We start from the raw sequence: 20,829 nt of genomic DNA, 5'->3' as shown, positions 1-20,829 counted from the left end.
CCTTTTTGCCAATGTCAATGACTGATTTGAGGGAATTTCAGGCGGGCTTCCAGGCCCTGTCCGATCCATTACGCCTGCGGATTCTTGACCATCTCCGCTCCCAGGAACTTTGTGTGTGTGACCTCTGTGACTTATTGGAGGTGAGTCAGTCCAAGCTTTCTTTCCACCTGAAAACCCTGAAGGAATCTCAACTGGTGCAAATGCGGCAACAGGGCCGCTGGAGTTATTACCGCCTCAACTTGGCCCAATTTCTCAAGCTCGAAGAGTACCTCAGTCAGTATCGACGCTTCGGGGAGCTCTTTCCGACTCGAAATTGCCTTGAGACAGAGTGATGTGTTGATAAATCAAGATTAATTGATATATAATCGATGCATCAAGATTAGTTGATGCATCGATTATGACGACAACGCTGAAACAACTCTCCTTTTTGGATCGTTTCCTAACCCTGTGGATTTTTTTTGCGATGCTTGCTGGGGTCGGTATCAGCTACTTTTTCCCAGCCATTGATCAAATCATCAATCAATTTCAAGTTGGCGCGACTAATATACCGATCGCCATCGGCTTGATTTTAATGATGTATCCCCCCTTGGCAAAGGTGCGTTACGAGGAGCTAGGGCACGTTTTACGCAACAGTAAAGTTCTTGGTATTTCTCTCTTACAAAATTGGGTTATTGGCCCATTTTTAATGTTTTTCTTAGCAATCTTCTTACTGCGTGACTATCCAGATTATATGGTGGGATTAATCTTGATAGGCCTAGCCCGTTGTATTGCAATGGTAGTAGTTTGGAGTGACCTCGCAAGGGGAAATACTGAGTATACAGCTGGACTAGTTGCCTTTAATAGCCTCTTTCAGGTGGTTTTCTATAGTCCCTATGCCTGGTTCTTTTTAAGTGTTTTGCCACCACTATTTGGGGTACAAGGCAGTGTCGTTAATGTGAGTATTGCTGAGATTGCCCATAGCGTGTTGATCTATTTGGGAATTCCATTTTTGGCTGGATTTCTAACCCGCTTCTTTTTAGTCAAAGCCCAGGGCAAACAATGGTATTACGAAAAATTTCTGCCTAGAATTAGTCCCCTAACGCTCGTTGCTCTCCTCTTTACTATCGTTGTGATGTTTAGTCTAAAAGGGAATTTGATTGTACAAATTCCACTGGATGTGGTGCGAATTGCAATCCCACTAATTCTCTATTTTGCACTTATGTTTTTCACTAGCTTTTACATGGCTTGGAAAATTAAGACAAACTATAGCCAAGCGGCTAGTGTCGCATTTACTGCCGCCGGCAATAACTTTGAGTTGGCTATTGCCGTAGCCGTAGGCGTATTCGGTATTAATTCTGGAGTTGTTTTTGCCACTGTGATTGGCCCGTTAATCGAAGTGCCAGTTTTGATTGGTTTGGTTAATGTAGCGTTTTGGTTTGAAAAACATTATTTCTTACCTGCTAAGTCTATCTAGCAAGTTCGACATTTTCTTACCTTAAGGAATCCAGTAATGAGTCACTTTGACCATCCCCCTCGTATTTTATTTCTCTACGGTTCACTGCGGGAACGTTCCTACAGTCGCCTACTAGCGGAGGAAGCGGCTCGAATCATCACGGAGATGGGGGCCGAGGTAAAATTTTTCCATTCCCACGACCTGCCCCTGCGCGGCCAAGTCCCCGATAGTCACCCCAAGGTACAGGAATTGCTAAGCCTGAGCCAGTGGTCTGAGGGCCAGGTGTGGTCTTCCCCGGAAATGCACGGCAATATCACCGGCATTCTCAAAAATCAGATCGATTGGATTCCCCTCGAAATCGGTGCGGTGCGGCCGACCCAAGGCAAAACCCTCGCGGTGATGCAGGTCAGCGGCGGGTCTCAGTCCTTTAATGCCGTCAATACCATGCGTATTTTGGGCCGTTGGATGCGGATGTTTACCATTCCCAACCAATCTTCTGTGGCCAAGGCCTACCAAGAATTTGATGACGAGGGCCGCATGAAGGATTCCCCCTACCGAGACCGCGTCATTGATGTCATGGAGGAATTGTATAAATTCACCCTACTCCTGCGGGATAAGGTGGACTACCTCACCGACCGCCACAGCGAACGCAAGGCCCAGCAACAGTCCTAATTCAACCCTTAACGGAAAAAACCATGAAAAAAGTAATGTTTGCCTGTAAGAAAAATTCCTGCCGTTCCCAGATGGCTGAAGGCTTCGCCAAGGCCCTCGGGCGGGGCCAAATTGCCGTCACCAGTTCTGGCCTGGAGGCCTCGCGGGTGCATCCCACAGCAGTCGAGGTTATGCAGGAAATTGGTATTGATATTTCGGATCAACAATCTAAAGCCATCAGTGAGTTTCAAGCGGAGGACTACGATGCCGTCATTTCCCTCTGCGGTTGTGGCGTGAATTTACCGGAGGCCTGGGTGTTGCGGGAAGTCTTTGAAGATTGGCAACTGGACGACCCCGATGGTCAGCCTCTAGAAACCTTTCAACGGGTACGGGACGAAATCAAGGTTCGCGTTGAGCAATTGATAACTCAGCTCAGCTAAGGCGATTGTTCACAACGTTTATACTCCTCCGCCTGCGGCACCTTCCCTTCGCAAGGGGACAGTGGGGTCAGTTGTGTAGTCAGACTTTAGCGATTTTTTGTCTAAGTATCACCCGCAGGCCTTGACTTAGAATTAGCTAGGGAGCGCTAAGGGAAAGGGTTTCTGAGCATTTCTAGGGGATGCTGTGCTAGAGTAAAAAGCCGTTTGTTAATCTAGCTCTTGTCCATCCAAGCTCTGAAATCACCATGCTGTTAGCCGAGCCGACTGCCTCCGCCGCGATGCCCATTACGCCCATCTTTAATCCCACGGGAGATGATTCCGTCGCGCACCGCACCATTTGGTTTGGCAATACGACCAACCTGATGCAATTGAATGATGTGCGTTACAACTGGGCCGTGGGTTTGTATCAGCAAATGCGGGAAAATTTTTGGATTCCCCAACGCTTAGATATTACCCAGGATGTTACCGACTATTGGAATTTAACCGACGAAGAACGCTACGCTTTTGATGGTATTTTGTCGTATCTGACCTTTTTGGATTCTGTCCAGACCTGTAATATTCCCCACCTCAAAAGTAGTATTACAGCCCCGGAAATCAGTCTCTGTATGGCGGAGCAAATTTCCCAGGAAGGGATGCACAATCAGAGCTATCAGTACATGATTGAGACCATCATTCCTATGGAGCGCCGTAATGATGTTTACGGTTTTTGGCGGACGGATAAGGTTTTAAAAGAACGCTGTGAATTTATCGCCGGTCTCTACCAACAGTACGTTGATCAGCCGACCCAGGAAAACTATTTTGTTGCGTTACTGGCGGATTATTTACTGGAAGGCCTTTACTTCTACAATGGCTTTATCTATTTCTATAACTTGGCCTCGCGCATGTTGATGCCAGGCAGTGCCGATATTTTTAAAATGATTAACCGGGATGAATTGAGCCATGTGCGCCTCTACCAAAAATTAATCCCGGAGGCCATGCAGGTCTTTCCCCATTCCCTCGAGCAAATCTATGAAATGTTTGCCGGCGCTGTTGAGTACGAATGCGCCTGGACGAATCATATCGTAGGGGACAATATCCTAGGGATTACTGAAGCGAGTACGGAGCAATATACTAAATATCTGGCGAATAGTCGTTTACGGGCCATTGGTCTAGAGCCGCTCTACAAGGAAGCCAAGTATAGCAAGAGTCCCTATACTCACCTAGAGCGTTTTTCTGATACAAAAAAAGAGGCCCACACCAAGGCCAATTTCTTTGAGGCCACTGTCACCAGCTACGTGATGTCGTCGGGCATTACGGGTTGGGATGAAATTTAGAGGATGTACCCAGACTTGGAAAAAAGTTAAGCTCAGGGACGATATCCAAGAAGTTAAGATAGTCAAAAAATTTGGGAAGTGCCCCAGCGTGGACAATGAACTTCAAATTTTCCCAGGATATTGAGGCCCTGTTGACCCTCGTGGCCCAAAAATCCCTGACCTTAAAGGATATCCTCAACGTCACGGCGGAACGAGGCTTTTGTCTGCTGATTGCTTTCTTGGCCTTGCCCTTTATTTTTCCCATTCCCCCCGGCCTAACGGGAGTGGCGGGAGTCGTCATTCTCTTACTGTCGGGGCAAATGCTGTTAGGCTTCCATCGGCCCTGGTTACCGGCCCAGATGGCTCGGGCGTCTTTTCCCACGGCCCTTGCCCAGCATCTCCTCAAACATATCAAGCGCTTAACCAAGATTTTGGAACGAGTGACGCGGCCCCGTTTAATGGTTTTGGCGACCCATCCCTACATTTGGCGATTGAATGGCCTGGTTTTGGCCTGGTTAACGGTTCTGCTGATCCTGCCGATTCCTCTAACCAATCCATTTCCAGCCATTGGTATTTTATTACTCACGGTGGCCATGCTAGAGGCCGACGGCCTGCTGATGTGCTTTGCCTACGGTTGGACGTTTAGCATTACCTTGGGCATTTATCTGTTGGGGGCCAAGCTCTGGTCCTTGGCCTTTTAATTCTCCTAGACTGCGGAAATCCCAGGGGCCGGGCTTGATAGACTAGAACACATTGGTTTATTAACATTTTTCGTCTATGGCCTCCCAACTCCGTGTTTATGTCCCCGACCATCCCTTGATCAAACATTGGCTGGGCATTGCACGGGATCAGACAACACCACCGGTTTTATTCAAAACAGCGATGACGGAACTGGGCCGCTGGCTGACCTACGAGGCCACCCGCTACTGGTTTCTGACCCTAGAAACGACGGTGCAAACGCCCCTAACCGAGGCCCCTGCGACCTTTATTAACCCGGAAACGCCCCTGGCCGTTGTGCCAATCCTCCGAGCCGGCCTGTCCCTGCTCGATGGGGCCCAGACCCTCCTGCCCTTGGCTTCGGTGTACCATTTGGGTATGGTGCGGGATGAAGTGAGTCTCCATCCCTCTTGCTATTTCAACCGTCTACCGGAACGGTTTACCACTGGAACCCAAGTAGTGATTCTTGACCCGATGTTAGCTACGGGGGGAACCCTAATGGTGGCCCTCCAGGAGTTGACCCAACGGGGAGCCGACCCGGCCCTGATGCGGGTAATTTCGGTGATTGCTGCACCGCCGGCTCTGCAACAATTGAGTAACGCCTATCCTAGTTTGACGATCTACGCCGCTATGATTGATCAAGGATTAAATGAAAAGGGCTATATTGTTCCCGGTTTAGGAGATGCGGGAGACCGGGCCTTCGGCACCTAGTTTTTAGACAAGTTGATTATCAAATCATTCGTGATTACTTTGCTGTTTGGAGGAAAATACCATGAGTCAAAAAGATAATTTTGCTAGCGGCTTCTTTTGGGGAAGTTTGGTCGGTGGTGTCGTCGGTGGTGTTCTGGGAACCGTGTTGGCCAACCGGGCCTTGAAGAAAGCAAATGAGCCAGAATTGGAATCTTCCCTAGAAACCGATCTCAATAGCCTGGAAACCGAAGCGGATATTGAACTGGCCCGTCGTCGCCTAGAGGATAAAATTGCCCAACTGAACGGGGCCATTGATGAGGTGCGTTACCAATTGGGCAATGTGGAAAGTTTAGGGATGGAGACACGAGAAGGGAAAAATTAGGCCCCTGCGACCCGTGCCAAGATTTCGTCATCTAGACTAAAGTCGGGTTGCTGGTCTTGGCGGCCCGATGGACAATAATCATTCTCAAAGGAATCCTGTAGCCCCGTCACGAGGTCAAACTGGGGTTGCCAGGCCAATTCCTGCTGGGCTTTAGTAATGTCTGCAAAAAAGTGTTGCACTCGCAGGGGAAAGGCCTTCCGTTTGCCAAAGTCAAACTGTTTGGGGTTGTAGTGAACCAGTTTGAGCTGCTGGGGATCTTTGCCAACGGCCTGGGCACAGGCCCGAGCTAGACCATCAAAGGTGACGTAGCGGTCGCCAGAGATATTATAGATCTGGCCAATGGCCTGGGAATTGCCAAGAATAGCCGCCATGGCCAAAGCCAGGTCTTGTACATGGCCAAACTGGGTAAAGTGTTGGCCCTGGCCAGGAATGGGAATGGGCCGGTCGTGGACAAGACGGTCAAAAAACCAAGCCTCTAGATCGTTGTAATTTTGAGGGCCATAGATATAGGTGGGCCGCACGGAAGTCCAGGGAATACCACTCTCCGAGAGGTAGGCCTCGGTTTCAAATTTACCCCGGTGGCGACTGTTGGGATCGATGGGGTCGCCTTCCCGGTGGGGCATCTGGTCAGACTTGAGATAAACTCCTGCCGAACTGACGTAAACAAAGTGCTGGACACGGCCCTGGAATAGCTCCACCAAGGGTTGGGTATCCGCCAACTCCCGGCCATTATTATCAAAAATGGCATCAAAGGATTCCCCTGCCAATTTGGCTTTCAGTTGATCTATATCCTGACGGTCGCCCTGAATCTCTTGCAGGCCTGGGAGAGGAGCGGGGCGTTTTCCCCGATTGAAAAGGACGACCTCATGGCCCTGGTCAACTAAGACTTTAGTGAGATAAACCCCAATAAAGCGGGTTCCTCCCATGATCAAAATACGCATAGCGGTTTACCTACGACAAAAAATGATTTTAGTTATTCATGATCCCATGGCAGTGTTGCTCTTCCTTGCCCCCAATAGGCCCTCCACGAATGCCGCTTATACTAATCCTTCACGTTGAAGCTACAGATTTTTACTTCTCCGCCTGTGGCACCTCCCCTTGCCAAGGGGAGGAAAGGTGGAGTCATTGGTGTCGTCAGGTTTCAAAGATTGGGTGTCAATCTCCTCGTCTAGGGGCCTGAACCTGAGTTTTTCCCCCAATCTGAGGAAGACAGGGGGCTTTTCCAACACACCTTTAAGCCTTCTTGGCCTGGGAGCGGGATTGATAGAACACCGGAGAGCCAAGGTTAGGGACAAAATGACAAGTCCAGTAGGAGCGCCAGAAGCTTTTCCAGATCGATTCATCGGAGCAACGATAGTAATCCCCTAGGATCGGTTTAATGGCTGCCGTCGCGGTTTTGAGGTGGTAGTGGGGCATATTGGAAAAAATATGGTGGGCCACGTGGGTACCAATGTGGTGATGGATCGGATTAATAAAACCATAGTCCCGGTCAATAGTGGACAGGGCCCCTTTCAGGAAATACCAATCTTCCCCGCGATACCAAGGAATATCCGCTTCGGTGTGGTGTAAAAACGTCACCAAGTCTAACCAAATCACAAAGATAACGTAGGGAACGAGGTAAAACTTGAGTAAAAATAGCCAACCAAACTGGACGGTTAAAACGCCCAAAAATGCCACCATGGCTAACCAGCACAGAGAACTGGTGAGCACATCTGCTTTTTCGGAAGGACGAAAGAGGGGGCTATTGGGGAAAAAATGGGAGCCTTCCCGGTTGGGAGAACGCTTGAAAAGATAGAGGGGATAGGCTAGCAAAGGTAGGTAGAAACGAAATAGCTTTTCATACCAGGTCATTTCTTCGTACTTCGTTTCTGTCACCGGATACCAACTTTCATCGGTGTCGATATTGCCGGTATTGGCATGGTGGGTACGGTGGCTAATGCGCCAACCATGGTAGGGAACCAGGATGGGGGTATGGGCCAGGTGGCCAATCAAATTGTTGAGCCACTTGGAGCGGGAAAAGGAACCATGGCCACAGTCATGGCCTACCACAAACAAGGCCCAAAACATGGTGCCTTGGGCCAGCCAGAAAATCGGGTAAAGGTACCAGGAATCGAGGTAGGCGGCTAAGGCATACAGGCCAGCAACAATACCGAGGTCAGCAAAAAAATAGGCCAGAGAACGGCCGGTAGACGGTTCAAAACATTCTGCGGGGATCGCGGTTTTGAGGTCTTGCAAGGTGAAGGGAAGTTCTTTGTTAGCAGAATTAATCTTTTGGCTGGTCAAGGGTGGATTTTTGAGTTGCACAGAGTTACCCAATGAAGTGAAGTCAGAAAATTTGCACAATGTTTCTGATTGTATCGGGTTTACTGAGTAAAAGCTGTCAGAATTTTCGCTGCTGGGCCTTTTGAGTTGGCCCGGCGGTCTTGGGTTCAACCGCAGCAGAACAACCGAAGATGGTGGATAGGCTAATGGTCAAGGCCAACACTATATACATTGAATGGTTCAGAAACCTCCATTGGTTACAAACCCCGCCAGGGCCGTTTCAGTGATATACGGAGAAGTACTGGTATTCTCAAAAGGGCCCAATCAATTGCGACCCAAACTCTCATTGGCTAGGGTTAGGGTAGAGATGGCGGAGCCGTCTGAAGGCGTGCAGAACTGGATATTGAAAATTTGGTCGAAAAGGTGTGGGATGTGTCAAAACGGGAAAGAGACCTTTTGTTAAAGAAATGGGCTTAGACTTTCCAGTGACTGGTTCCTATAGTATAGATGCGGTACTGAATCTCGTTGTTTCCTTGGGTGAATGATCGTCGAGTGCAAGCATCATCTTGGTGGTCTAGTGAGATGGTCGGCAATGGTTGAGCGCGACTAGGGCCTGGTTAGTAAGCCGTTGAATTTAGTCACAATAAATCTTGCATGGTTTAGTCCCAAACCCGAGCAGTATGCTGTTTTTTCATCGTCAGCACAGGCAAGTTGCATTTTCGAGATAGTGGCAAGAGTTTAATGGTATTTCTTTATACTTTCCACTCATTTTGACCGTGTTAGGTTATTCCCGTATTCAGTTCCACCACAATTGAGGTGACAAATAAACTAAAAATTTCTCAGGGGAATTTCTTCCCATTTTCTTAGAGAAGTTGATGATTAAAATCCAAAAAAATAGTCTGTATTTGATGAAAAATAAGTCTATTTGTTGTCGATGCCTAAAATTATCTTTGCTTTTCTTTACTAATTGCGACATTGACCATTTCGTCAAAAAGCATGAGCCGTTTGACCCTACCAAACGAGACTGAAGCCTTGATTTCCAGCATTCCCAGCTCAATTCCGTCCTTGCCGGGGGGATTTTTGACCCATCTTTAGTTAACTTAGGTTCATTGATTTTTGTTTAGATTCATTAAGTTTTTGTGGAATTCAATTAAATTTATGAACTTCAACTGGTAAATTCTGCGTAGAACCATTAATGTTCCTTGCCTACCGATGAACCGCCGACTAGGGATGACCAATGAGCACACTTTGAGATACTTGCCAGCATCAGCAATACCAGGGAAATCAGCAGGCAGAATAGTTAGAAAATATGTACTGAAATGCAATGGGCCTGGTCTAGATGCCTTTTTTCCCAAGCAGGCCCTTAAATCAATCCTTGTTTCTCCAGGAGTAACGCTATGCAACTTTCATCCTCAGAGATCTCCCAATCCTCCCAGAACTTGGTTCATCACCTTTCCCGGTTGCAGAAATCTAAATTTTCTGGCTTAGTTAAAGTCTCTGCCACGGCCCTGCCAAATAGCCATCGGGAACTGACTTGTTTTCTGGCTTTCCAGGATGGATGTCTGACGCTGGTTGAAAGAACAATCCCGAGTCCGAGTGAATTCGTTCACCTGATTGCCCAGTGGCTTAAGGTGGGTTACGCCGATTCCTTGATGGAATATGCTTCCCGACGTACCAATGCGACCTCGGTATGGGAACTGCTAGATACCATTATTGGGACAAGGGCCTTTAGCTGGGAGGATATCGAACGAGTCGCCACGGAACGCATGATTATTTTGCTAGAGCAAATAATGCCCTATTCCTGTGCCGTGGCCGTGGAGGAGGAAACATTCTTTGATATGGGCTATGGCTCGGATCGTCATGGCATTGATTGTAGTAGCATCCTACAGAAAATAGCCCAGCGACAACAGGTTTGGCGCCAATACCTATCGGCGATTCCCTCCCTAGATGCCATCCCTCGTCTCAGATCAGGGGTTTTAGGCACCATCCACCACCATCCAACGCGGCAACACCTCCAGCAGTGGGTCGATGGACGGCGTTCTTTTATGGATATTGCAGAAGCTCTACATCAAGATCCCTTGACCTTGGCGCCTCTCTACTATCGGTGGACAAATGAACGCCTACTAGACTTCCTGCAGGGCGAGATGGCTGTGCAGTCCCAGGCCCTGCCAGTGGTTTTGAGTGTGGATGATAGCCCGATTGTCCAGGCAATGATTCGCCGCAGTTTGTGCGAAGACTACGAAGTGATTTCGGCGAGTAGTGCCATGGATGCCCTGGGAGTGCTGAATCGTCGGGAGGTCTCCTTGATTTTGCTAGATGTGACCATGCCGGAAATTGACGGTTTGGAATTTTGTCGGACGATTCGCAAACTCCACAAATTTAAGGATACGCCAGTGATTATGCTCACGGCCAAGGATGGCCTAATTGACCGAGCCAAGGGCCACATGGCCGGCACCAATCGTTATCTCACCAAGCCGATTAATAAAGACCAATTGCTCAGCACGGTTAAGGAGTTTGTTTAGCCCCGCATGGATAATTATCGCTACCTCCGTTTTTACCTCCAAGACCGTCCCTACGCGCTGGCCCTAGAATTGGTCAAGGAAATCTTTTTATTACCAGAACTTATCCCCCTACCGGAGCCCCCTACGGATATCGTCGGCGTTTTGAACTTACGCGGCAAAACAGTACCGATGATGCATTTAGCTAAGCGCCTAGGCCTAGCCCAGCCCGTCTGTTCGCCGAAGGACAGTGTCATTATTTTCGAATGGCAGAAATTGCTCGTTGGCTTGATCGTCCATGGGGTTGATGGGGTTCTTGAAGTATCACCAAAGCAACTAGAGGCAGAACCGGATTATGGTCATGATAATCCGGTGAGTACCGCTTTTCTACAGGGCCTAATTCGTACCGAAGACACTTTAGTCCCTCTCCTCAATCCCGAAACGCTGATCCGTGCCCCAGCGGCCGTAGCCCAATTGGGCCAGGTAGAAACCGAAACTGGAGACGCCAGTATTTTAGGCAATTTTTATGAACAGTATGCCCCTCATCTGACGGTTTCAGAGCGTCAAAACCTGCATCAACGGAGTATCAATTTAGCCCAGCTTTCCCAAGGAGAAAACAAACAAGAAAAAGCTGCGTTTGCAGTGATTCAACTGTCCGAGGCGTTGATTGCTTTTCCCCTCGAAAAAATTCGAGAATTTATCGATATTGAGCAGTATTTTCCTGTTCCTTGTGCCCCAGCCTATATCGTCGGCAACATTAATTTACGGGGCGAAATCCTAACCATTGTTGATATTCATTCCCTTCTCCATCTTTCCTTCGCTTCTAAAGCCAAACCCCGTAAAGCAGTGGTACTAGAAGTTGAAGAAACCAGCATTGGAATTGTGATGGATCAGGTTCAGGATGTGATAGAAATAGAGGTCGAAGCCCTTCAAGCTCAGGCCCTAACCCATAAAGAGCGCCATCTCATGGGGACAATTCTCCAGCAAGAAAAACTAGTCAGTGTCCTAGATCCCGCTCGCATGATAATCAGCTTGAGTGCCCTCAATTAGGGTTAGCGATTCAGGCTTTCTTGACACTTAATTAACTAATCAAATGAGGCTTAATTTTTATGAAAATTCAAACCCAGGGTTCCATTATTATTGCGAGCATTCTGGTGTTGGCGACCTTAGATGCCATGCTCATGATTTTAACTGGCAATATTGCGAGGGATTCTACCATTGTCAACCAAGCCGGTTTGGTTCGAGGGGGAACCCAGCGGTTAGTAAAGCTGAAATTAAACAATGGTAAGCCAGAGGTCATCAACGGCCTGAAGCAAAAAACCAGTCAGCGAATTAATGGCCTGCTTAACGGTGATGAGGCCCTCAAGTTACCTCCTGCTACCGATCCAGTCTTTCGAGCGGCCCTCCTCGATGTCCAAAACGAATGGAAAAAGATTGAAGGACTCCTAGCCCAGCCGGCCCCCAATGAAGCAGAGCTTTTTCAACTCAGTGAAACCTTTTTTGGGACAACGGACAGAATGGTGGGAACGGCCGAGGCCCAGGCCAAAAACGATGAGCAGTTGGCCAAGTCGTTAGAGACCCTTTCTCTACTGTTGTCCTTTGCGGTGGTTGTGGGGGCGTTTTTAGTTCTGCGGAATCTAACCAACACATTGAAGCAAACCTCGAGTGAACTGGCGGCATCTTCGACGGAAATTGCGGCTTCGATTTCAGAACAGGATAAGGTGATCTCTCAACAGGCCGCCTCGGTGAACCAAACCACCACCACCATGGAAGAATTGGGCGCCTCTTCCCGTCAATCAGCAGAACAAGCCAACACGGCGGCTGCCAGTGCCCAGCAGGCCCTAGAGCTTTCTAACTCTGCCAAAGAATCGATTCAAACCACGGTACAAGGGATTGGGGTTCTCAAGAAAAATGTCTCTTCCATTGCCGAAAAAATCATCCATTTAAGCGAACAGACCTCTCAAATCACAACAGTTTCGGAATTGGTGGCCGATATCGCCAACCAAACCAACATTTTGGCCCTGAATGCGGCAGTAGAGGCGGCACGGGCGGGAGAGCAGGGTAAAGGGTTCTCGGTGGTAGCCCAGGAAGTCCGTAAGTTGGCCGACCAGAGTAAACAATCGGCAGAAAAAATCAGCTTTCTGATTCGGGAAATTCAGGCCTCGATCAATAGCACGGTGATGGTCACCGATGAAGGTAGCAAGAAGGCCATTGAAAGCATCCGTTTGGCTAATTCAACAGTACGTGCTTTCCAACGCATTGCCGATGCTATCCAAAATATTTCCATGAATACCCAGCAAATTGCCCTCAGTTCCAAGCAACAGGCCGTTGGGGTACAGCAGGCCGTATCCGCCATGAATGCCATCAACCTAGGCGCTCGGGAGGCAGCGAGTAGCGTGACGCAAGTGAGAGCCGCCACCCAGGAACTCTCGGAATCGGCCCAGTCACTGAAGGAAATGGTCTAGCTTATGTTCATTGAAGATGAAGAACTGCGTCATTTATACCAGGTCGCCAGCACGGAACATCTCAGTAACCTAGAAGCCGGTCTGCTCTGGCTGGAAAGCCATCCCCAGGATCGCTCGAAACTAGAGGAATTGTTACGGGAGGCCCATTCTCTCAAGGGAGATTCCCGTATGTTGGGGGTGAGTGAGGCAGAATCCTTGACCCACCACCTGGAAGAGGTTTTAAGTGCGATTCACCAGGGCCAGGGCCAATTTTCGCCCCAGGTCTGTGATGGCCTATTGCAGGGGGTTGATGCCATCAAAAAAATTGCCCAGGAAGCAGTAACGGGGGAACCGAGTCAAGTCAGTGTTTTTCATACAGCGGCCCAGTTAATGACCCTCTTGGAAGAAAGTAGTGAGCCCCTGGTCTCTAACCCCACGATGGCGGATCTCAGTTCGGCTTGGCCCCTAGAAAGCTTATCCCAGAATGCCCCAGAGGATGACATCGAAGCGCTTCTGGCCCTGGTGGCAGAACCCGCTACGTCAAGTCTGCCATCCCCCCTGCTTGAACTGGAAGCCTTGACGGAACCTGTGGCCCTTACTTCAGCGCCGACGATTGGCCCCGAGGCCGAACGCCTGGATACCATTCGTGTGGATGGGGCCAAGTTAGATCAACTGGTCAATCACGCGGGGGAACTCACCGTCACCCAGCAGAGAATGCAGCGACAACTGGAGGTTCTTCAAACTCTCCATCTTCTTTGGGAAAATACCCAGCGGGCTAGTAAACAGGGTCAGGCCTTGGCCCTAGAGGGCCCCCACCGCTCTCCCCTGCAACAGCATTTTGCTCAGATCGACCAGGCCTTGGAAAAAATGGGCCAGTGTTTGCAATTACTGACTAGCCAAACCCAGACCGATACAACGCGACTCGAAATTGTAACGGAGGCCCTGGAACGGGATGTCCGTAAACTGCAACTCCTTCCCTTTGCAACAATTTTTAATCTTTTTCCACGCACGGTGCGGGATCTGAGTAAACAACAAAACAAAGACGTGCAATTGCACCTCCAGGGTAGTGAGACAGCAGTAGACCGCCGCATCTTAGATGAAATCAAGGCCCCCCTCACCCATCTGCTCCGCAATGCCATCGACCATGGCCTAGAAACGCCCGCGGAGCGAACCCGTCTCGGTAAACCGCCCCAAGCGAATCTCTGGTTACGGGGTTATAGCCGAGGCAGTGAGATTGTGATTGAAGTGCAGGATGACGGCCGGGGCCTAGACGACCGGGCGATTGGTGAAACAGCCGTCAAAAAAGGACTGTTGACCCCCACCGAATTGGCCCTGATGGCCCCTGAACAAATTCAATCTCTGATTTTTCGCCCTGGCTTTTCAACCAAAAGTGAGGTGAGTGCTATTTCCGGCCGGGGCGTTGGCCTCGATGTGGTTAAGGCCAGCGTGGAAAAATTACAGGGGGAATTGGCTGTGGAATCGCAACCGGGCCAAGGCTGTCGATTTCGCATCTTGCTCCGGGCTAATCGCAGTGTGATTCCAGTCTTACTGGTTAGTGTTCAAGACCATTGCTATGCCCTTCCCGTTGATGGGGTTGCCTTGTCTTTTTTATTCGATCCTCAGCAGATTTTTCAGCTAGAGGGCCGGCCCTGTATTCTTTGGCAGGGCCAACCGCTCCTCCTCAAGGCCTTGGGAGATATTGTTGGCCAACCCATGCAGGAACAGGCGGGTAAGCGGCCCTGTGTCGTCCTCAAGGGCCAAGGCCAGTACCAAGGCCTGATCGTCGATCGCCTGTGGGACTACCAGGAGATTCAACTCAAAAATCCCAACCCCCTCCTCAGCGGCATTTCCCTCCTCCTAGGCGCTACGATTCTCAGTACCGGCGAAGTCTGCCATGTGCTTAATCCCTCGGCCCTCCTAGAGGTTGAGCAGACGGTGGGGGTTCTTAGTGACTTCACCCCGGCGGGCATCCGCAAACCCCGGGTTCTGTTAGTGGAAGATTCTCTCCCCATCCGGACCCAACTCCGACGAATTTTGGAGGGGGCTGGCTACGAAGTTGCGGTGGCGGTCGATGGGCGAGAGGGCCTAGCGAAGGTGCAGGCAGAGGGGCCCTTTGCGGCCCTGGTGTCTGATGTCGAGATGCCCTACCTTTCCGGCTTTGAACTCACAGAGCAAATTCGTCGTCTAGGGGCTTACGACCAGCTACCGATTATTTTGGTCACCACTTTAGCCAAGGAAGATGACCGTCGTCGGGGTCTAGACGCTGGGGCTAACGACTACCTGACCAAAGGGGACTTCGATCAGAGTTTATTATTGGATAGTTTAAGGAAATTGATTTATGAGCAAAATTAAGGTTGTCTTGATCGAGGATTCCATCGTCGCCCTAGAAATTCTCCAACGTTTGATTAATTCCTCTGATACCGTCGAAGTGGTGGGAACTGCAACGGATGGGGCCACCGGTCTCCAGGTGATTGCCCGCACCCAACCGGATGTGATTTGTACCGACCTCCAGATGCCCGGCATGGATGGATTGGAATTTACCAAGGCCGTCATGCAACAGTTTCCCCGGCCCGTATTGGTGATTAGTAACGCCGTGCAACCCAATGATATAGACAATATCTATAACTTGATGCAAGCGGGGGCCTTGGATTTCTTCCCCAAGCCCAACACTGGCACCCCCACCGATTACGAACGCCTCCGGGATACCCTCGTCACGAAAATACGGGTGTTGGCAAGTAAGCGCGTCGTGTAAAATCCATGGCCATCCGTGTTTTTTTGGTCGAAGATTCTCCCATTGCCCTCCACATTCTAGAGAACATCATCAATTCAGCTACCGACCTGGTGGTGGTCGGGTCGGCCCAATCGGGAGTTGAAGCCCTCCAGGCGATTCCAGCGGCTAAACCGGATGTAATTTGTACGGACTTCTACCTGAAAGAGATGGATGGCCTGGCCCTGATTCAGCAAGTCATGGCCCATTTTCCCCGGCCCATCTTAGTGGTCAGTGTCGCGGTGGGGGAGGGCCACGAGCAGAGGGTTGGTGAGCTCCTCCAAGCGGGGGCCATTGATGTCTTACCCAAACCCGTTCTTGGCCTGAGTGAGGCGGAAATTAAAACTGAATTGCTCACCAAAATCCGGATTCTAGCCGGCGTTAAGGTTTTTACTCGGCCCCTTCGTCCAGTAGAGCACCTAGAGCCCAAGCCTTCATTTTCTCCGGCAATTCCTAGGTTTGATCAGGGGCCGAGTATTGTCGGTATCGGCGCTTCTACCGGTGGCCCCCAGGCTGTTTTTAAAATATTGAGTCACCTACCGGCCCAATTTCCCCTACCGATTCTCTGTACTCAGCATATTAGCGAGGGTTTTTTAGGCGGCTTAGTGAGCTGGATGAATCAAGAATGTGCTCTGCGGGTCAAAATTGCGGCTCCAGATGAGGAACCGATAGGCGGTACCGTTTACTACGCTCCAGAGCGCCTGAACCTAGAAATTGATCGCCGGGGTCGTTTACAAACCACCCCTCCCCTGATCACAGAACTCCACTGTCCTGCTATTGATGTGATGTTTCATTCCTTGGCCCGTCACCGGGGGCCAGCATCCATTGGCATTTTATTAACGGGGATGGGCAAGGATGGCGCAAAGGGGCTCCAGGCCATTGCCACGATGGGAGGCTTGACTGTTGCCCAGGATGAGCAAACCTGTGTTGTGTTTGGCATGCCTCGGGAGGCCATTCTACTGGGGGCGGCCCAAGAGGTTCTCCCCCTAACAGCCATTGGCCCGTGGTTGATGAAGGCCTGTTGCTCGCCTCTTACTTTGTAGCACTGAGACCTGGCAGGATGAACTTTTTCTGGAGCTATCGGTAAATCTGCTGAACTTTGGCCCTTCAGTTTTCTTGATTTGCCGATGTACAGTGTTTTTTCTGTTGTTGGCTAGGGATGCACTTGTTTACAGTGAAATCGAAGGCAGTTATTGGGCGGTTTAGGCCCTTTTAACGGAACTAGTTGCTGTTACCGAGAGGTTAACCCCATGAATTTTCTCTCTACCCCCCTACAATCTTTCCTCAATTTAGATTTTGGGTTAACCCTGCCTAACCAACCGGGAGACCGAGTGGCCGCCGTCGAAACCCCATCCCTTCCTATCACCATCGCCTATCAAGGCAAGGGCCTGTCTGCGGATGTCCTGGCCGGAACTGAGCAGACCTTAACTGCTGTGTTGATCGAGGGTGTACCGAGATCCTTCGATGCCAATTTTGATTTCTCTCCCACATTAGGCCTCATCAACCCCCCGGAAGAAACTGCAATCACCTTGCTCCAGGGTAATGGCTGGCTCAATCCCCAAGTGGCTCAGGAGCATTCTCTGCAGAACCCAGCAGTGACCTGCCGTTGTCCTTTTTGTACGAATACTTTGAATTTCCAGACTACAGATTTGGCCAATGGCACACCGGCTGTCGCGATGGCCACCACCAGTCTAGCCAATACCTTCTTTTTGCATAGTAAGCCGACGGCGACTAAAACCATTTATCTAGATTTCAATGGCCATACTCTACCCGCGAATACAGCCTGGACAAATAGTGAAAATGGAGGAAATGCAATCAATGCCCCAGCCTGGAGTTTAGATAGTGATCCAGCCTTTAATGATACGGAATTGGCCCGCATTCAAGCCATCTGGCAACGGGTCGCAGAGGATTTTGCCCCCTTTGATGTTAATGTCACGACTCAGTTATTGAGCGAAGATTACCTCACTCGTAGTAGTTCTAGCGATCAGGTTTATGGGACTCGGGCCTTAATTAGCCCCATTAGTAGCTATTTTGGGAATTACGGAGGAATTGCCTATGTCGATGTCTTTGATTCCGTTGGCGATTACTATAAACCAGCCTTAGTTTTTCCAGAAAATTTAGGCAATGGTGAAAAAAATATTGCCGAAGCCATTACCCACGAAGTCGGTCATAATCTTGGACTGGATCATGATGGGACGCCAACAGATGGTTATTACAGTGGCCATGGTTCTGGGGCTACCGGATGGGCCCCGATTATGGGCGTGGGGTACTACCAACCCCTCAGCCAATGGAGCAAGGGAGAATATGTCAATGCCAACAATTTGGAAGATGATTTAAATATCATCACCACTCAGAATGGGTTTAGTTATCGGAGCGATGATTTTGGGAATACCTTAGCAACAGCGAGTCTGCTCAGTGTCAGCAATCTGAATATCAATCAATTTGGACTAATTGAACGGAGTACGGATCAAGATTGGTTTCAGTTCAGTACAGGGACTGGTGATATCAATTTAGCAATTAATCCCATTACCCAGACCTATATCTACAATAATGGTAACTACTCTATTGAGTACCTAACACCTCCCAGTGGCAGTAGTAACCTGGATATTTGGGCAGGAATTTATGATACTAATGGTCAGCTTTTATTTCAATCCAATCCCGTTGATTTGCTTACCGCTAATTTTAGCAACGTATTTCTGAATGCAGGAACCTATTACTTAGCTATTGATGGCGTTGGCAAAGGGGATCTCACCACAGGCTACTCCGACTACGGGAGTCTCGGGCAATACTATATCACGGGAAATTTGGTTCAACCTGTTGCGAATGCAGCCATTCTCGTCTCCCCCACCTCAGGGTTAACAACGACGGAAGCTGGAGGACAGGCAACCTTTACAGTCGTCTTAAATCAAGCTCCGACAGCGAATGTCACCATTGGGCTTAGCAGTAGTAACCCCAACGAAGGAACAGTCAATGTCAGCAGTATAGTCTTTACCAATAGTAATTGGAATATCGCCCAAACAGTAACGATTACTGGAGTCAATGATACCATAATAGATGGAAATCAAGCCTATAGTATTGTTTTGGCGCCCGCGGTTTCCAGCGATAGTCGTTACAACGGGCTAGACGCGACCGATGTCAGTGTAGTTAATACAGATAATGATTTTCCGATCGTCAATATTGCAAGCAGTCCGCAAACAATTGTAGAAGGTTTGACCAGTAATCAGGTTGTCAGCTATACCGTCACCCTCAATACGGCGGGATCAAAACCGTTGACAGTCCAATATACCACCAGCAATGGCACGGCTAGTTCAGGCTCGGACTACATCAGCAGCAGTGGCACGTTAACCTTTAATCCTGGAGTAACCAGTCAAGCCATTAATATTTCTATTCTTAATGATGCGCTTAGTGAAGCAGATGAAACATTTACTTTAACCCTTTCTAACCCAAGTAACGGGATGTTAGGCTCAACGCCTTCTGTCGTGACAACTATTACCGATACTCTAACAACTGCGATCACCACGACCTTGCCTGCTGGAGTGGAGAAGTTAACCTTAACGGGCAGTGCCGCAGTTAATGGTACTGGAAATGCAGGTAATAATAGTTTGACAGGGAATGATGCTATTAATACACTTAAAGGTGGTGGCGGCGTAGATATTTTAACGGGGGGGAATGGCTATGATCGGTTTGATTTAAGTGCCATTAGTACCTCAGCCAACCGTAATACTATTACCGATTGGACAGTAGGCGATACCGTTCTTCTATCAGACTCTTTGACGACTCGTGTAGGTTTAGGGAGCCCCACAACGGCAATCGTCAGTCAAGCCACTAGTGTAAATCTCAATACAGCCACAACCGATCTGTTCCTGTTTAATTTTAACAACACAGAAACAGGGGTAGATTTAGGTGCTAGCCTGAATGGTTCGATGTTGTTAGATGGTTTATCGAATAGTACGAGAACAGATAATGCTACCCTCAATGCCAGTGCTGCCCGGGGCCAAGGATATATTTTAGCCTACGATAATGGAAACGGATATCTTTATTACTTCAATTCGGGAAGTAACAGGACAATCTCGGCCTCAGAAATTGCCTTAGTTGGTATTTTTGATAGTCAGAGCGATTTTGCCGTTGGCTCATTTACAGGGTCTAATTTTGCCTTAATATAACTAACAAGCTTAGGAGTGATGTGTTGGCCCAATTGGTTTTGGCGGGGAAGCGTCACCGAACCCAAAGGGGAAAGTTTAGTGCAAGGCCAACACAAATCCACAGCCGTGATGAAATTACTTAATTTCTAAGTCAGAATACTTGCTAATAACAAACCCTTTACATATTATGGATTGGGAATCAGCGTCAGAGGGCCAATGATTGGTTAGAGATGCCAATCTGGAAACTGTTAACCTTTTCCTCTCAAGGCCTTTAGGGCCTGGATACCCTTAAGAAAAACCAAGGGGGCAAAGGTATGTTTTTTAGTTACGTCAGCTTTAGCGTAGGAACGGGATTACTGGCCTTAATCGCCTTTTTTATTCTGCAATGGCTCCAGATTCCTGCTGGTAACTTAGTCGATTGGTTGATCGGCATTGCCAGCTTTTGGTGGTTACTGGCCGTTGTCACCATTCCCTGGAATATTTATTTTGAGGCCGAAGCGGTTAAGGCCGAAGCGGCTACATCCCGAGAAAAGAATATTCCTGTAGATCCAAACCAATTAAAGTACGTCCGCAAGGTAGCCCGTTGGTCTCTCGTGGCGGCCATTACCCTGCATCTACTATCTGCGTTGGGTTTATACTATCTAGCTAGCTCAGGTATTAGTGCCGTCGGCTACGTCAGCGCCTTTGCCACCCTGCTGTTGACTTTCCTCCGTCCAGCCGTCCGTTTTTATCAATACCTAGCCATCCGCTTGACCATGATTCGCCAAGAAATCCAGTATCCTCGAGAAGATGTACTGGAGCTACGAGGACGGGTCAACCAACTGGAAAGTACGATGCAAACCTTAGAGACACAGCTTGATCCAGAGCGGGAGGATTCCCTGGTTGCCATTCAAAAAAGCGAGTGGGAACGCCTGCGTCGGGAGATGGCTCAACTGCGGGCCAACCTAGAACAATTCCAGGCCAGCAATGACACGGCCCACCAGCGCCTAGCGAGGGAAGCGGAAGCGGCCATTGCCCAACTGACGGAGGATAGCCAAGTTTTGAACCACGTCCGAGAAATTATTCGTTTCTGGAAACAGGCCTAATCTTCCGGTGGACAACTACGCTTTTGG

Annotated in this window: 18 protein-coding genes; 16 read left to right on the top strand and 2 right to left on the bottom strand. The window is 49.1% G+C overall.

Going from position 1 to position 20,829, the window contains the following annotated elements:
- The first annotated feature begins 11 nt into the window (after positions 1–11).
- The 8 genes from ABXS88_RS08665 to ABXS88_RS08630 all read left to right on the top strand — a co-directional run bounded on the left by ABXS88_RS08665 (position 12) and on the right by ABXS88_RS08630 (position 5,604).
- Positions 12–332 carry a metalloregulator ArsR/SmtB family transcription factor gene (locus tag ABXS88_RS08665; protein WP_353671647.1) on the top strand — a complete coding sequence of 107 codons (321 nt, stop codon included), beginning with the start codon at positions 12–14 and terminating at the stop codon, positions 330–332.
- A 65-nt stretch (positions 333–397) separates the two neighbouring features.
- Positions 398–1,453 carry an ACR3 family arsenite efflux transporter gene (arsB, locus tag ABXS88_RS08660; RefSeq protein WP_353671646.1) on the top strand — a complete coding sequence of 352 codons (1,056 nt, stop codon included), beginning with the start codon at positions 398–400 and terminating at the stop codon, positions 1,451–1,453.
- Positions 1,454–1,489: 36 nt separating this feature from the next.
- A complete protein-coding gene (gene arsH, locus ABXS88_RS08655) occupies positions 1,490–2,104 on the top strand; it encodes an arsenical resistance protein ArsH (RefSeq protein WP_353671645.1) in 615 nt (204 codons plus the stop codon).
- Positions 2,105–2,127: 23 nt separating this feature from the next.
- The gene (arsC, locus tag ABXS88_RS08650; protein ID WP_353671644.1) at positions 2,128–2,523 is read left to right on the top strand and encodes an arsenate reductase, glutathione/glutaredoxin type; all 396 of its coding nucleotides are present in this window, start codon (positions 2,128–2,130) and stop codon (positions 2,521–2,523) included.
- 245 nt (positions 2,524–2,768) lie between these two features.
- Complete coding sequence (locus ABXS88_RS08645; protein WP_353671643.1) at positions 2,769–3,836, top strand: ribonucleotide-diphosphate reductase subunit beta; 1,068 nt, start codon at positions 2,769–2,771, stop codon at positions 3,834–3,836.
- A 95-nt stretch (positions 3,837–3,931) separates the two neighbouring features.
- Positions 3,932–4,516, top strand: a complete 585-nt coding sequence (locus ABXS88_RS08640; protein WP_353671642.1) for an exopolysaccharide biosynthesis protein — start codon at positions 3,932–3,934, stop codon at positions 4,514–4,516.
- 76 nt (positions 4,517–4,592) lie between these two features.
- A complete protein-coding gene (gene upp, locus ABXS88_RS08635; RefSeq protein WP_353671641.1) occupies positions 4,593–5,243 on the top strand; it encodes a uracil phosphoribosyltransferase in 651 nt (216 codons plus the stop codon).
- Positions 5,244–5,304: 61 nt separating this feature from the next.
- Positions 5,305–5,604 carry a hypothetical protein gene (locus ABXS88_RS08630; RefSeq protein WP_353671640.1) on the top strand — a complete coding sequence of 100 codons (300 nt, stop codon included), beginning with the start codon at positions 5,305–5,307 and terminating at the stop codon, positions 5,602–5,604.
- On the opposite strand, the gene ABXS88_RS08625 is transcribed toward ABXS88_RS08630, so the two are convergent.
- Positions 5,601–6,545 (bottom strand): NAD-dependent epimerase/dehydratase family protein, encoded by a 945-nt coding sequence (locus ABXS88_RS08625; RefSeq protein WP_353671639.1) that lies wholly within the window; start codon positions 6,543–6,545, stop codon positions 5,601–5,603. The two genes, ABXS88_RS08630 and ABXS88_RS08625, sit on opposite strands and share 4 nt — an antisense overlap.
- Positions 6,546–6,837: 292 nt before the next feature.
- Positions 6,838–7,908, bottom strand: a complete 1,071-nt coding sequence (locus tag ABXS88_RS08620; RefSeq protein WP_353671638.1) for a fatty acid desaturase — start codon at positions 7,906–7,908, stop codon at positions 6,838–6,840.
- A gap of 1,355 nt (positions 7,909–9,263) precedes the next feature.
- On the opposite strand from ABXS88_RS08620, the gene ABXS88_RS08615 reads away from it, so the two are divergent.
- From ABXS88_RS08615 to ABXS88_RS08580, 8 genes are all read left to right on the top strand, one after another.
- Entirely contained in the window at positions 9,264–10,388 is a 1,125-nt protein-coding gene (locus ABXS88_RS08615; protein ID WP_353671637.1) for a response regulator, read from the top strand.
- A gap of 6 nt (positions 10,389–10,394) precedes the next feature.
- Complete coding sequence (locus ABXS88_RS08610; RefSeq protein ID WP_353671636.1) at positions 10,395–11,414, top strand: chemotaxis protein CheW; 1,020 nt, start codon at positions 10,395–10,397, stop codon at positions 11,412–11,414.
- Between the two features lie 59 nt (positions 11,415–11,473).
- Complete coding sequence (locus tag ABXS88_RS08605) at positions 11,474–12,829, top strand: methyl-accepting chemotaxis protein (protein ID WP_353671635.1); 1,356 nt, start codon at positions 11,474–11,476, stop codon at positions 12,827–12,829.
- Between the two features lie 3 nt (positions 12,830–12,832).
- Positions 12,833–15,160 (top strand): hybrid sensor histidine kinase/response regulator, encoded by a 2,328-nt coding sequence (locus ABXS88_RS08600; RefSeq protein ID WP_353671634.1) that lies wholly within the window; start codon positions 12,833–12,835, stop codon positions 15,158–15,160.
- Complete coding sequence (locus tag ABXS88_RS08595; RefSeq protein WP_353671633.1) at positions 15,147–15,560, top strand: response regulator; 414 nt, start codon at positions 15,147–15,149, stop codon at positions 15,558–15,560. Before ABXS88_RS08600 ends, ABXS88_RS08595 begins: the two co-directional genes overlap by 14 nt.
- A gap of 5 nt (positions 15,561–15,565) precedes the next feature.
- Positions 15,566–16,618 (top strand): chemotaxis protein CheB, encoded by a 1,053-nt coding sequence (locus ABXS88_RS08590; protein WP_353671632.1) that lies wholly within the window; start codon positions 15,566–15,568, stop codon positions 16,616–16,618.
- Positions 16,619–16,825: 207 nt separating this feature from the next.
- On the top strand, positions 16,826–19,738 hold the full coding sequence (locus ABXS88_RS08585) for a Calx-beta domain-containing protein (RefSeq protein WP_353671631.1): 2,913 nt from the start codon (positions 16,826–16,828) through the stop codon (positions 19,736–19,738).
- A 293-nt stretch (positions 19,739–20,031) separates the two neighbouring features.
- The gene (locus ABXS88_RS08580) at positions 20,032–20,802 is read left to right on the top strand and encodes a hypothetical protein (RefSeq protein WP_353671630.1); all 771 of its coding nucleotides are present in this window, start codon (positions 20,032–20,034) and stop codon (positions 20,800–20,802) included.
- Positions 20,803–20,829 lie beyond the last annotated feature (27 nt).

Source organism: Synechocystis sp. LKSZ1, from assembly GCF_040436315.1.
Taxonomy (GTDB): Bacteria; Cyanobacteriota; Cyanobacteriia; order Cyanobacteriales; family Microcystaceae; genus Synechocystis.
The sequence above is the reverse complement of the archived record's forward strand: the minus strand, read 5'-3'. Positions and strand labels throughout refer to the sequence as shown.